This window comes from Salinibacterium sp. ZJ450 (assembly GCF_011751885.2).
In the GTDB taxonomy this organism is placed as follows: Bacteria; Actinomycetota; Actinomycetes; order Actinomycetales; family Microbacteriaceae; genus Ruicaihuangia.
Map to the genome: position 1 here is coordinate 1,487,618 of NZ_CP061771.1, position 13,002 is coordinate 1,500,619.

At 67.5% G+C, this 13,002-nt stretch carries 10 protein-coding genes; 8 read left to right on the forward strand and 2 right to left on the reverse strand.

The features are described 5' to 3' along the window. Positions 1-109 precede the first annotated feature (109 nt). The 4 genes from HCT51_RS07070 (at position 110) to HCT51_RS07085 (ending at position 3,369) form a co-directional block, all read left to right on the forward strand. Positions 110-658: a MerR family transcriptional regulator gene (locus HCT51_RS07070; RefSeq protein ID WP_166872512.1), complete on the forward strand. Its 549-nt coding sequence runs from the start codon at positions 110-112 to the stop codon at positions 656-658. Between the two features lie 140 nt (positions 659-798). Next, positions 799-1,944: a fatty acid desaturase family protein gene (locus HCT51_RS07075; RefSeq protein WP_166872508.1), complete on the forward strand. Its 1,146-nt coding sequence runs from the start codon at positions 799-801 to the stop codon at positions 1,942-1,944. After that, positions 1,934-2,596 (forward strand): GAF and ANTAR domain-containing protein, encoded by a 663-nt coding sequence (locus HCT51_RS07080; RefSeq protein ID WP_166872505.1) that lies wholly within the window; start codon positions 1,934-1,936, stop codon positions 2,594-2,596. Before HCT51_RS07075 ends, HCT51_RS07080 begins: the two co-directional genes overlap by 11 nt. A gap of 50 nt (positions 2,597-2,646) precedes the next feature. Continuing rightward, the gene (locus HCT51_RS07085; protein WP_166872500.1) at positions 2,647-3,369 is read left to right on the forward strand and encodes a GAF and ANTAR domain-containing protein; all 723 of its coding nucleotides are present in this window, start codon (positions 2,647-2,649) and stop codon (positions 3,367-3,369) included. A gap of 28 nt (positions 3,370-3,397) precedes the next feature. On the opposite strand, the gene HCT51_RS07090 is transcribed toward HCT51_RS07085, so the two are convergent. Then, entirely contained in the window at positions 3,398-4,204 is an 807-nt protein-coding gene (locus tag HCT51_RS07090) for a ParA family protein (protein WP_166872497.1), read from the reverse strand. 123 nt (positions 4,205-4,327) lie between these two features. On the opposite strand from HCT51_RS07090, the gene HCT51_RS07095 reads away from it, so the two are divergent. The 3 genes from HCT51_RS07095 to def all read left to right on the forward strand — a co-directional run bounded on the left by HCT51_RS07095 (position 4,328) and on the right by def (position 9,639). After that, the gene (locus HCT51_RS07095) at positions 4,328-7,735 is read left to right on the forward strand and encodes a pyruvate carboxylase (RefSeq protein ID WP_166872494.1); all 3,408 of its coding nucleotides are present in this window, start codon (positions 4,328-4,330) and stop codon (positions 7,733-7,735) included. A 71-nt stretch (positions 7,736-7,806) separates the two neighbouring features. Further along, complete coding sequence (locus HCT51_RS07100; protein WP_166872491.1) at positions 7,807-9,096, forward strand: MinD/ParA family ATP-binding protein; 1,290 nt, start codon at positions 7,807-7,809, stop codon at positions 9,094-9,096. A 51-nt stretch (positions 9,097-9,147) separates the two neighbouring features. Beyond that, entirely contained in the window at positions 9,148-9,639 is a 492-nt protein-coding gene (gene def / locus HCT51_RS07105) for a peptide deformylase (RefSeq protein ID WP_166872488.1), read from the forward strand. Positions 9,640-10,095: 456 nt separating this feature from the next. On the opposite strand, the gene HCT51_RS07110 is transcribed toward def, so the two are convergent. Continuing rightward, positions 10,096-11,925, reverse strand: a complete 1,830-nt coding sequence (locus tag HCT51_RS07110) for an AMP-dependent synthetase/ligase (protein ID WP_166872485.1) — start codon at positions 11,923-11,925, stop codon at positions 10,096-10,098. 108 nt (positions 11,926-12,033) lie between these two features. Between HCT51_RS07110 and HCT51_RS07115 the strand changes: the two genes are divergently transcribed. After that, positions 12,034-12,981, forward strand: a complete 948-nt coding sequence (locus HCT51_RS07115; RefSeq protein WP_166872482.1) for an ROK family glucokinase — start codon at positions 12,034-12,036, stop codon at positions 12,979-12,981. The last annotated feature ends 21 nt before the right edge of the window (positions 12,982-13,002 follow it).

Here is a 13,002-nt window from a genome sequence, read left to right on the forward strand (position 1 = left end):
GACACGCCGACCAGAAAGGTCGGATGTCGTTGCTCCATCCCGACACCGTGAGTACGGTGGGAAGCACCCCGTCGGAGTGTCAACTTCAACATGAAGGTTAGGAAGTCCAATGAGTGAACTCAGCCGTAGCGAGGACAATCGCTACGACCTCGGACTGCTCTTTACCGACGGTTTGCCCGATATGGACGACACCAGCGGGTATCGCGGCGCCGTCGCGGCTCGCGCCGCCGGCATCAGCTACCGCCAGCTCGACTACTGGGCCCGCACCGGACTCGTCGAACCCACCGTGCGCGGAGCGGCCGGTTCCGGCTCGCAGCGTTTGTACGGCTTCCGCGACATCCTCGTTCTGAAGCTCGTCAAGCGCCTGCTCGACACCGGCATCTCCCTGCAGCAGATCCGCACCGCCGTCAACCAGCTGCGCGAAGCCGGCATCAACGACCTCGCCCAGACCACGCTGATGAGCGACGGCGCCAGCGTCTACCTCTGCACCTCCAACGACGAGGTCATTGACCTGGTCAGCCGCGGACAGGGTGTCTTCGGCATCGCCGTCGGCAAGGTGCTGCGCGAGGTCGAGACCAGCCTGGTCGAGATCGACTCGATCAAGGGTGACGACCCGGCCGATGAACTGGCCACCAGACGGGCCTCCCGGGCCTCCTGACCCGCTGCCGCCGCTCGCGCTGCCGCCGCCCGCTCCTCCACGTGGGCTGTGAGTTCGGCACAGGCGTCGCTCACGGGCGTAGCGTGAACCACTAGGCAACCCCAGACCTCGGTCGCCCCGAGCGAAGTCTGGAGAATGCCATGAGCCACGCCGATCAGGCGGCACCGCGCCTCGTCGCGACCCACCCGAAAGCCCCCGCGGCATCCGGTGGCGGCACGCCCGGCAACGGCACCCCTGGCAACAGCGAGTACACCGAGCTCGCCCGCGACATCCGGGCATCCGGCCTGTTGCGCCGCCGCTACGGCTACTACTGGACCAAGCTGGCCGCCATCCCGGTTCTGCTTGGCGTGTTCATTGCCGCGTTCATCCTGATCGGCGACTCGTGGTGGCAGCTCGCGCTGGCCGCCGGGTTCGCGGTGCTGTTCACCCAGATCGCCTTCGTCGGCCACGATGCGGCGCATCGGCAAATTTTCAAGTCGGGCAAATGGAACGACTGGGTCAGTCTCGTCGTTGGCGACCTGTTCACGGGTATGAGCTACGGCTGGTGGCAGCACAAGCACACCCGCCACCACGCCAACCCCAACAAGAAAGGCGAAGACCCCGACATCGACCTGCCGGTGATCTCCTTTACCCCCGAGCAGGTGGCGCGCCGACGCAACAAGGTCACGGCGTGGCTGGTCGCCCATCAAGGGGTGTTCTTCTTTCCCGTGCTGCTCCTGGAGGGGCTCTCGCTGCACGCGGCCAGCGTTCGCCGTGTGTTCCAACGCGAGCACGTTGACCGTCGCGCCGTCGAGATCCTGTTCCTCGGCATCCGGCTGGGCGGCTGGGCCACTCTGGTGTTCCTGGTGCTCTCCCCGGGCATCGCGGCCGCCTTCCTCGCCGTCCAACTGGGCCTGTTCGGGTTCTACATGGGCGCCTCGTTCGCCCCGAACCACAAGGGCATGCCGCTGGTGCCGCACGATGTCCGGTTGGATTTCCTGCGTCGGCAGGTGCTGATGAGCCGCAACATCCGAGGCAGTCGGCTGCTCGACTCCGCGATGGGCGGCCTCAACTACCAGGTCGAGCATCACCTCTTCCCGTCGATGCCGAGGCCGCACCTGCGCCGGGCCGCGGTGATCATCTCGGCATACTGCCGACAGCGGGACATCCCGTACACGCAGACCGGGTTGTTCGAGTCCTACGGGATCGTGCTGCGGTACATCAACCGGGTCGGCCTGGGGGAGAAGGACCCGTTCGAGTGCCCGCTCACGGCGCAGAGGCAGAGCTTTGGACCCCATGACGGATGACGCGGCCTTCGCCGCAGCGGACACCGGGGACGGCGCCGAACTGTGCCTGCCGTTCATCGTCGCGCTCGCGGCGACCGGGGCGGCGATCTCGACCCTGGGGGATCCGTTCGGTATCGAGATGGTGTGCGCATCGGATGCCGCGGCGGCGCTTCTCGACGAAGCGCAGATCGACCTCGGCGAGGGGCCCGGCTGGGATGCGGCATCCGCTCGTCTGCCGGTGATCGTGGCCGACATTCGCACCGAGTCCGGCTCGTCCTGGCCGATGCTGGCGCGCAGCGTCAACCGGGCGCATGTGCGGGCGGTGCACGCGTTCCCGCTGCGGGTCGGTGCCCTCGGCATCGGCGCGGTGACCGTGTACAGCGACGAACCGGGCGCCATGGCTCCAGAGAAACTGACCGTCGCGACCGGCCTGGCCTCAGTCGCCGCCACACACGTGATGCGACGCGCCTTGGCGCGCGATCCGCAGGAGCTGACGGATGTCGCGTACTCACGCCGCGAGGTGCACCAGGCCACCGGGATGGTGATCGCGCAACTCCGGCTCAGCGCCGAGGACGCCCTGCTCCTGATCCGGGCGCATTCGTTCGCCAGCGGCATCCCGGTGCGAGACGTGGCGGCGCTGATCATCGGCGGCGCCCTGATCCTCGCCCGGTGAGGATGAACTTGGTTGGGTGAGTCGGCCGGAGTGCGTCGTAAGATATCGAAATGGCGGGCGAAACCAGGGCGGGCAAAACCAGAGAGAGTCGGATGGTCGAGGCCTTCGTCGGACTCGCCGACGCCCTCGTCCTCGGCTACGACATCGTTGACCTGCTGCAGTCTTTGGTGGAGCGCACGGTCGACCTGCTCGGCGCGGCCGACGCCGGCATCCTGGTGACCGACGGCAACGGCGAACACGGGATCATCGCATCCACCCGTGAGGATGCCCAGCTGATCGACCTACTGCAAACAGCAGAGGGACCCGGCCTTGAGGCACACGCCTCGGGTGAACCCGTCGCCGTCGGGGACCTGACGCGCGTCGACGCGCGGTGGGCGGGTTTCGCCGCCGGCGCGGTCTCGCTCGGGTATCGGTCGGTACACGCGGTGCCGTTACGGCTGCGCGAGCACCTGCTGGGCTCGCTGATCGTCTTCCGGGCCGACACCGGGTTCCTCAGCGACCAGGACGCGACCCTGATGCAGGCTCTCGCCGACGTCGCCAGCGTGAGCATCGTGCACGAGCGTGCGATCCGCGCGGGGGACATCGTGCGGGAACAGCTGCAGCATGCGCTGGACAGCAGGATCGTGATTGAGCAGGCAAAGGGCGTGATCGCCCATACTGAGCACGTGGGCATGGACGAGGCATTCCGGCGGATCCGCGCCAGGGCGCGGAACAGCGGGGCACTGCTCTCGGAGGTAGCCCGGTCAATCGTGGATCGCGCCCAGCACGGCTGACGCGCGGCCGCCAGCTCGAGCCACGGCCTTACGCGGTTTGCGCGAACTCGCCGATCTTGCCGGTGCGCATGACGCGCTCCAGCAGCTGGTCGAAGTTGCGGGCCATCTCCTGGGCACTCTCGCCGGGCCAGATGTGCAGCGGCTTCGCCGCGCCCTGCGCCTGCTGCAGCGACGTGCGCTCCGGCAACTGCGGGCTGAGCACCAGCGGACCGAACATGTCCCGCAGTTCCTTGATGCGGAACTGGTGCTCGAGCGACTGCTGGCGCACCCGGTTCACGACGATGCCGAGCGGCTGAAGTCTGGGGGAGAGGCCGCGGCGGATCTCCTCGATCGCGCGCAGCGCACGGTCGGCTGCGGCGACCGAGAACAGGCCGGGTTCGGTGACCACAGTCACCCGGTCGCTGGCGGCCCAGGCGGTGCGGGTGAGCGCGTTGAGCGACGGCGCACAGTCGATGAGCACCAGGTCGTAGTCTGCCTCGACGTGGGCGAGGGCTTCCTCGAGCTTCCAGATATCGCGGATGCTCGGGTGCGGCCCGTCGAAGTTCAACGCCGACGGGCTGCCGATCAGAACGTCGATCTTGCCCGGACGACCCTTGGTCCACCCGGACGGCGCAATAGCGGCCCGCACGGTCTTCTCCTTGGGCGCCGCCAGCACATCCGCCACGTTCAGGTGACCGGCGACAACGATGTCCATTCCGGTTGACACGTCCGATTGCGGGTCGAGGTCCACCACGAGAGTGCGCAGGCCTTTAGCAAACGCCGCTGAGGCGAGCCCAAGCGTGACGGTGGTCTTTCCCACGCCCCCCTTGAGGGAGCTGACGCTCAGAACATGCACGAATAGAGACCTTACCTTCCCCAGTCTAAAATTTCCTAAATATTGCCTCAGCTATCCATCTGTCCCCCAAACGCGTCAGTGTCGGCTGCCGGGTAGGCTCGTTCCCAGTCAGGAAGGGACTGGATGTTCACCAAGATTCTCGTTGCCAATCGTGGAGAAATCGCGATCAGGGCTTTCCGCGCCGCGTACGAACTGGGCGCCAAAACCGTCGCCGTGTTCCCGTATGAGGACCGCAACTCGCTGCACCGGCTGAAGGCGGATGAGGCCTACCAGATCGGCGAGATCGGTCACCCGGTGCGCGCCTACCTGAATGTCGACGAGATCATCCGCGTCGCGAAGCAGAGCGGCGCCGACGCGATCTACCCCGGATACGGCTTCCTGTCCGAGAACCCTGACCTCGCCCAGGCCGCCGCCGACAACGGCATCACCTTCATCGGCCCGCACACCTCCGTGCTGGAGATGGCCGGTAACAAGGTCACCGCGAAGGAATACGCGATCGCCGCCGGTGTGCCCGTGCTGAAGTCTTCGCCGGCCACCACCGACATCGACGTGCTCGTCGCCGCAGCGGAGGAGATCGGATTCCCCGTCTTCGCCAAGGCAGTTGCCGGCGGCGGCGGCCGCGGCATGCGCCGAGTGAACACCCGCGAAGAGCTGCGTCCCGCGCTGCAGGAGGCCATGCGCGAGGCGGACAGCGCGTTCGGCGACCCCACCATGTTCCTGGAGCAGGCGGTGCTCCGCCCGCGGCACATCGAGGTGCAGATCCTCGCGGATTCGACCGGCGAGACGGTGCACCTGTTCGAACGTGACTGCTCGGTGCAGCGACGCAACCAGAAGGTCATCGAGATCGCCCCGGCCCCGAATCTCGACGAGGACACCCGGCAGGCGCTGTACCGCGACGCGGTCGCCTTCGCCAAGTCGATCAACTACGTGAACGCCGGCACCGTCGAGTTCCTGCTGGACACGGTGGGCCCCAACAAGGGCAAGCACGTGTTCATCGAGATGAACCCGCGCATCCAGGTGGAGCACACCGTCACAGAAGAGGTGACGGATGTCGACCTGGTGCAGTCGCAGATGCGCATTGCGGCAGGCCAGACCCTGAAGGAGCTCGGCCTCCAGCAGCACCAGCTGTCGCTGCGCGGCGCCGCGCTGCAGTGCCGCATCACCACCGAAGACCCCACTCAGAACTTCCGGCCGGACACTGGCAAGATCTCCACCTACCGGTCACCTGGCGGCGCCGGCATCCGACTGGACGGCGGCACGGTGGCGGCCGGCGCCCAAATCAGCCCGCACTTCGACTCGATGCTCGCCAAGATGACCTGCCGCGGGCGCGACTTCGCCGCCGCCGTCACCCGAGCCCGTCGTGGACTCGCCGAGTTCCGCATCCGCGGCGTCTCCACCAACATCCCCTTCCTGCAGGCCGTGCTGGATGACCCCGAGTTCATCGCCGGTGACCTCAGCACCTCGTTCATCGACGAACGACCCAACCTGGTGCACGAGAACGTGTCGAAGGACCGCGGCTCGCGCATCCTGAACTGGCTGGCCGAGGTGACCGTGAACCAGCCCAACGGGGCAGGCAACGGCCTGCTCGACCCCGCGGTCAAGCTGCCGGCGATCGACCTGTCCAGCCCGGCGCCGAAGGGTTCCCGGCAGCGACTGCAGGAGCTCGGGCCCGTCGAGTTCGCCGCCGACCTGCGCCGCCAGACGGCGCTGGCGGTCACCGACACCACGTTCCGCGACGCCCACCAGTCTCTGCTGGCCACCCGGGTGCGCACCAAGGATCTTGCCGCAGTGTTGCCGCACGTCGCCCGGCTGACCCCCGGCCTGCTCTCGGTGGAGGCCTGGGGCGGCGCCACCTACGACGTCGCGCTGCGGTTCCTCGGCGAGGACCCGTGGGAGCGGCTCGCCCTGTTCCGCGAGAACCTGCCGAACATCAACCTGCAGATGCTGCTGCGCGGCCGCAACACCGTCGGTTACACGCCGTACCCGACCGAGGTGACCGACGCATTCGTGCGGGAAGCGGCAGCCACCGGCGTCGACATCTTCCGCATCTTCGACGCGCTGAACGACGTGTCGCAGATGCGCCCCGCGATCGACGCGGTCCTGAACACCGGGAACACGGTTGCCGAGGTGGCGTTCTGCTACAGCGGCGACATGCTCGACCCTGCCGAAGACCTGTACACGCTCGACTACTACCTGCGGCTGGCCGAACAGATCGTCGAGTCAGGGGCGCACATCCTGGCGATCAAGGACATGGCCGGACTGCTGCGAGCCGGAGCGGCGAGCAAGCTGGTGTCCGCACTGCGGGAACGGTTCGACCTTCCGGTGCACGTGCACACCCATGACACCGCCGGCGGCCAGTTGGCCACCCTGATCGCGGCGAGCGTAGCCGGTGCGGATGCCGTGGACGTAGCGAGCGCCCCGATGGCCGGCACCACCAGCCAGCCCTCGGCATCCGCCCTGGTTGCCGCCCTGGCACACACCGACCGGGACACCGGCCTGTCACTGGAGGCGGTCAGCGACCTGGAACCGTATTGGGAAGCGGTACGGCGCGTATACAAGCCCTTCGAGTCCGGCCTGCCCGGCCCCACCGGTCGGGTGTACAAGCACGAAATCCCCGGCGGTCAGCTGTCGAACCTGCGCCAGCAGGCCATCGCGCTCGGCCTCGGCGACCAGTTCGAGAAGGTGGAGGACTGGTACGCGGCGGCGAACCGGATCCTCGGCCGCCCCACCAAGGTGACCCCGTCGAGCAAGGTCGTCGGCGACCTCGCGCTGCAGCTGGCCGCCACCGGCGCCGACCCGGACGACTTCGAGCAGAACCCGCAGAAGTACGACATCCCGGACTCGGTGATCGGGTTCATGGCGGGCGAGCTCGGCGACCTGCCCGGCGGCTGGCCCGAGCCGTTCCGCACCAAGGTGCTCGAGGGTCGCACCGTGAAAATCGGGGTCACCGACATCAGCGCCGCCGACCGCGAGGCGCTCGACGGCGACGCCTCCGCCCGGCGCCGCGCGCTGAACCGACTGCTGTTCCCCGGCCCGACCAAGCAGTTCGAACAGGCCCGCACCGCCTACGGTGACCTGTCGGTGCTCGACACCGTCGACTACCTGTACGGCCTCAAACCGGGAACTGAGCACGTGGTCGACATCGAGAAGGGCGTGAGCCTCTACGTCGGCCTTGAAGCGATCAGCGAAGCCGACGAGAAGGGCATGCGCACCGTCATGGCCACCCTCAACGGCCAGCTCCGCCCGGTCTTCGTGCGCGACACCAGCATCGCCGTGAACATCACCAGCGCCGAGAAGGCCGACCCGGCCCAGCCGGGCCAGGTCGCCGCCCCGTTCTCCGGGGTGGTGACCCTGCAGGTGGAACCCGGCACGACCGTCTCCGCCGGGCAGAGCGTGGCGTCGATCGAGGCAATGAAGATGGAAGCGGCGATCACCGCGCCCATCGCCGGAACCGTCCGTCGTCTCGCGATTGGGACGACCCAGCAGGTGGAAGCGGGCGACCTGCTGGTAGTCATCGACCCGGCGTCATAACGACGGATGTTCGGTTCGGCGGCAGGCCAGCGATAAGCTCAAACGTCAACCACCGAAAGGGACAGCACCACGTGGCGATCAACCAGAGCAACGACACCGACCCAGAGGGCCCGACCCTCGAGTCGGAATCGGCGGATGCCGCCACCTCGCAGGCGGTGCTCGTCGAGCTTGCACAGCCCGACCTCACCGCGGTGCTGCCCGAGTCGTTGACCATCGACATCGACCTGCCCGCGCCGGTGCGCGCGGTTCCGGCGGACGAGATCGCGATCGCGATCGACGACGTGGCGGTCAACCCCGGCTACGTCACTCCGGTGCCGATCAGCACGACCGCGATCGACCTGACGCCCATCGCCGTCGCCGACGATCGCGCGCAGTACAGCAGGCAGGCGCGCCTGCGCGGCGACGCCTCCACCACCCCGGAATCCTCGGCGATGCTCACTGCGGACCGGCTGCTCGAGGGCAAGAAGTTCGGCAGGCCGGCACCGCAGGGCAGGTGGCCGCGGTTCGTCTACGGCGTCACCTTCCACCAGGTCAACCTGGGCGACTCCGCCACGTATCGTGCACGCCGCGCCGTTGACGCCCGCATCTCCAAGTCGTTCGAGGGCGGCACCCGGTTCGTTCCGGTGCTCACCCGCAAAGGCGGCGTCGGCAAGACCACGATCACCACGCTGATGGGGATGGCCCTCGCCGATGTGCGGGAAGACCGGATTGTCGCGATCGACGCCAACCCCGACCGCGGAACCCTGTCAGAGCGGGTGGCCAAGCAGACCAGGGCGACGGTGCGCGATGTGGTCACCAAGGCGGCATCCATCGGCGGATTCACCGACTTCTCCACCCTGGTCAGCCGCGACGAGACCCGGCTGGACATCCTCGCGTCGGACACCGACCCGATGCTCTCCGAGGCGTTCGACGAGAACGACTACAACGTGGTCGCCGACCTGTGCAGCCGGTTCTACTCGATCGTGCTCACCGACTGCGGCACCGGCATCGTGCACTCGGTGATGCGGGCGACCCTGCAACGAGCCGACTCGGTGGTGATCGTGTCCGGCGGCAGCGTCGACGAGGCACGGCTGGCGTCGGAGACCCTCACCTGGCTGGAAGCGAACGGGTACGGCGAGCTGGTGCGCAACGCCGTGGTTGCGCTGAACACCGCGACGCAGGGCACGAACCTGGTGAAGCTCGACGAAATCGAGTCGCACTTCCGGTCGCGGGTGCGCGAGATCGTGCGCATCCCGTACGACCCGCAGCTGGCCGCGGGCTCGGTCGTGAACTATAAGGAACTGAAGCAGATCACCAAGGATGCCGCTCGCGAGCTGGCCGCCCTCGTTGTCGACGGGCTGCCCGCCCGACGCACTACCTGACGCACTGCCCGACGCCGAACCCGCATTCGACCAAGAAGTAGGAACCACGCTATGACCGCGCGCGACATTCGCGTTTTCGGAGATCCCGTCCTCCGCTCCGTTTCCGACCCCGTCACCCCTGGCGACCCCAAGGCGAAGGCCCTCGTCGATGACCTGATCGACTCGGTCAAGCTGCCGGGACGCGCCGGTGTCGCCGCGTGCCAGATTGGCGTCAACCTGCGGGCGTTCAGCTACAACGTGGACGGCGAGGTCGGCTACATCCTGAACCCGGTTATCGCCGAACTCTCCGGCGAACCCGACCTGGTCGACGAGGGCTGCCTGTCGGTTCCCGGCTTCTACTTCCCCCGCCGCCGCTACCCGTACGCCAGGGTCACCGGAATCGACCTCGACGGCAAGCCGATCGAACTCGGCGGCAGCGGGCTGATGGCGCAGGCGCTGCAGCACGAGCTCGACCACCTCGACGGCCACCTGTTCATCGAGGGACTCGAGCCAGAGGAGAAGCGCGAGGCGATGCGCGCCATCCGCCAGGCGCCCTGGTACTAGAGCGCCCCGGCGCCCGCGGCATCCGTCAGGCCACCTGCCTGACACCCGTCGCTGCACGCCCGCGCGTGTCGCCCGCCGGATGAAGTCTGCTCTTCGGCCCTTCACGCGCCCGGTTTAGGACAAAACGGCAGACCTCAGGACGCCTAACGCGAAGCTGGCACCCAGCCGGCGACCCGACTTCGGGTGAGGTCTGCCATTCGGTCCTTCGCGCGCCAGGTTTAGGACGAAATGCCAGACCTCAGCACACCTAGCGCGAGGCGAGATCCTACTGAAGGAAGGTCGGGGAGATTCCGGGCCGCGCGCGCGGGTCAGTTCCGCGGCGAATCCCAGCCGGCGACTCGATTTCCAGGTGAGGTCTGCCATTCGGTCCTTTGCGCGCGTGGTTTAGGGCCGAACGGCAGACCTCACGCGCCCGGTTTAGGACGAAATGGCAGACCTCACGACGCCCACGCGAGGCTAGTGCGACAGCGAGTGACCCTCCGTCGCCGGCTGTGACACGTACATTCCGTCGATCACGGTCGCGAAATCCTGCAGGATCACGTCTCGCTTGATGCTCATCTTCGGCGTCAGATGCCCGCTTGCCTCGGTGAGGTCGGTGGCGAGCACCGTGAACTTGCGGATCGACTCGGCGCGCGACACCCGGTCGTTCGCCTCGTCGACGGCCTTCTGGATCTCGTCGATGACCTTCGGGTTGACCGCGGCCTCCGCCAGGGACTGGTCGGGAGCTTCTCCATTGTTGTTCAGCCAGACCGGCAGCATCTCGGGGTCGAGCGTGATCAACGCAGAAATGAACGGGCGCTGGTCTCCAATCACCACCACCTGACCGACGAGCGGATGCGAGCGAATCGGGTCTTCGAGCGCGGCCGGTGACACGTTCTTCCCGGCAGCGGTGACGATGATTTCCTTCTTCCGGCCGGTGATGATCAGGTAGCCGTCGTCGTCGAGCTGGCCGATGTCGCCGGTCTTGAACCAGTCGCCGTCAAACACCTCGGCGGTGGCCTGGGGGTTGTTCCAGTACCCGCCGAACACGTTGATGCCCTTGACCCAGATCTCGCCATCGTCGGCGATCCTGATGCCGACGCCGGGCAGCGCCGGCCCGGTGGTGCCGATCTTGAACTTGTTCACGAGGTTCACCGTCGCCGGTGCGGTGGTCTCGGTGAGCCCGTAGCCCTCGAGGATCTTGATGCCGAGGCTGTGGAAGAAGTGTCCGAGACGGGGTCCGAGTGGCGCGGAGCCGGAGACGGCGTACTTGATGTTGCCGCCCATTGCGGCGCGCAGCTTGCTGTAGACCAGCCTGTCGAACAGCGCGAACTGCAGTTTCAGGCCGAGCGGGATGGTGCCGCCCTCTTCCAGGATTCTCGAGTGCTCGATCGCCACGTGGGCGGCCTTGCGGAAGATCTTGCCCTTGCCGCCGGCTTCAGCCTTCTGCTCAGCGCCGTTGTACACCTTCTCGAAGACGCGCGGCACGGCCAGCAGGAACGTGGGCTTGAAGGTGGCAAGCGAGGGCAGCAGCTGCTTGGTGTCGGCCTGGTGGCCGACCCGCACGCCGGACTGCACCGCCAGGATTGAGATAAACCGGGCGAAGATGTGCGCGGTGGTGATGAACAGCAGCGTCGATGACCCGGGGGCCAGGACCTCCTTCATCGCGACCTGCGCGTTGCGCGTCAACTCGACAAGGTTGGAGTGCGTGATGATGCAGCCCTTGGGCTGCCCGGTCGATCCCGACGTGTAGATCAGGGTGGCCATGTCTGCGCCCTTCGCCAGGCTGCGCCGGCGTTCGATCTCGGCGTCGCTGACGGCGCCGCCGCTGCCGGCGAGCTTGTCCAGGTCTCCCAGATCCACCTGCCAGACCAGGCTCACCTGCGGGAGTTCGCTGGCGATCTCGTCGAACCGGGCGAAATGGTCCGCGGTCTCCACGATGAGAGCGGTGGCGCCGGAGTCGGTGAGGTTGTACCGGATCTGGGTGGGCGAGGACGTCTCGTAGATCGGCACCAGCAGCGCGCCGGCAAACCAGGCCGCGAAGTCCACCAGCGTCCACTCGTACCGGGTCTTGCAGATGAAGCCGATCTTCTGGCCCGGCTCGATGCCTGCGGCAACGAACCCCTTGGCGAGGGCCGTGACCTGGGCGAGGAACTCGGCGGCCGTGACATCCGACCAACCACCGTCACCGGTCGGCACAGAGAACAGCGGCGCGTGCGGTGTCGCGGCGACCCGGTCGATCAGCAGATCGGTCGCATTCGCGTTGGGATCGGCGGGGACGACAGCGGGGACAAAATATTCACTCACGGGGACTCCTTCGGCACCGGGGCTGGGTTGGTCTACTCTAACTTGTCTCATCTGTTGGATGTAGTGATTCTGAGGCGTGAAACCCGAGCGTCAGTAGACTCTGTTCTCGTGCATGCTCTGGGAATCGACATCGGCGGAACGAAAATCGCGGGGGCCGTGGTCTCCGAGTCAGGCGAGATCATCGTCGAGCATCGGGCGCCGACCCCGGCGAACGACCCCGACGCGATCCTCGACGCCGTGGTCACCATGGTGCAGGCGCTGCGCGACGGGCATGAGGTGCAGGCGCTGGGCGTCGCCGCCGCAGGCTTCATCGACCGCACGCAGTCCACCATCTACTACGCGCCGAACATCAGCTGGCGTAACGAACCGTTCCGGGCACGGCTGCAGGAGCGGGTGAACCTGGACATCACCGTCGACAACGATGCGAACGCCGCAGGGTGGGCCGAATTCCGGTTCGGCGCCGGCAGGCACGTGCGCGACATGACGATGCTCACCATCGGAACCGGGGTCGGTGGGGCGATCGTCAGCCAAGACCGGCTGTTCCGCGGTGGTTTCGGCGCCGGCGCCGAACTCGGTCATCTCCGCGTCGTCCCCGGCGGGCTGCCCTGCGGCTGCGGGGCGCGCGGCTGCATCGAACAGTACGGCTCCGGCCGCGCCCTGCTGCGGATGGCCAACGCGATCGCCGACGCCGGCGGAATCGGCCGGGAACTGGAGCGGCTGCGGGAATCCCGCGGATCATTGACCGGGCCGGATGTCGCGACCCTCATCCTCCAGGGCGACCGGGGAGCGCTGCAGGCGCTCACCGAATTGGGCCACTGGATCGGGCAGGCCTGCGCGTCGCTCGGGGCCGTGCTCGACCCGCAACTGTTCGTGATTGGCGGGGGAGTGGCCCAGGCCGGGTCGCTGTTGCTCGACCCGATCCGGGAGTCATACCTGGAGCATCTGCCGGCGCGCGGCTACCACCCGGAACCCGAGTTCGCGATCGCCGACCTGGTGAACGCCGCCGGCGTGGTCGGCGCCGCCGATCTTGCCCGAGTGCACGCGTCGGCCCTGTAACCGTCCCGCACGGCTGGCGGC

Coding starts and splice junctions, on each gene's coding strand:
- HCT51_RS07075 (WP_166872508.1), top strand. CDS start 799: ATGAGCCACGCCGATCAGGCGGCACCGCGCCTCGTCGCGACCCACCCG.
- def (WP_166872488.1), top strand. CDS start 9,148: ATGACCGCGCGCGACATTCGCGTTTTCGGAGATCCCGTCCTCCGCTCC.
- HCT51_RS07085 (WP_166872500.1), top strand. CDS start 2,647: ATGGCGGGCGAAACCAGGGCGGGCAAAACCAGAGAGAGTCGGATGGTC.
- HCT51_RS07070 (WP_166872512.1), top strand. CDS start 110: ATGAGTGAACTCAGCCGTAGCGAGGACAATCGCTACGACCTCGGACTG.
- HCT51_RS07080 (WP_166872505.1), top strand. CDS start 1,934: ATGACGGATGACGCGGCCTTCGCCGCAGCGGACACCGGGGACGGCGCC.
- HCT51_RS07095 (WP_166872494.1), top strand. CDS start 4,328: ATGTTCACCAAGATTCTCGTTGCCAATCGTGGAGAAATCGCGATCAGG.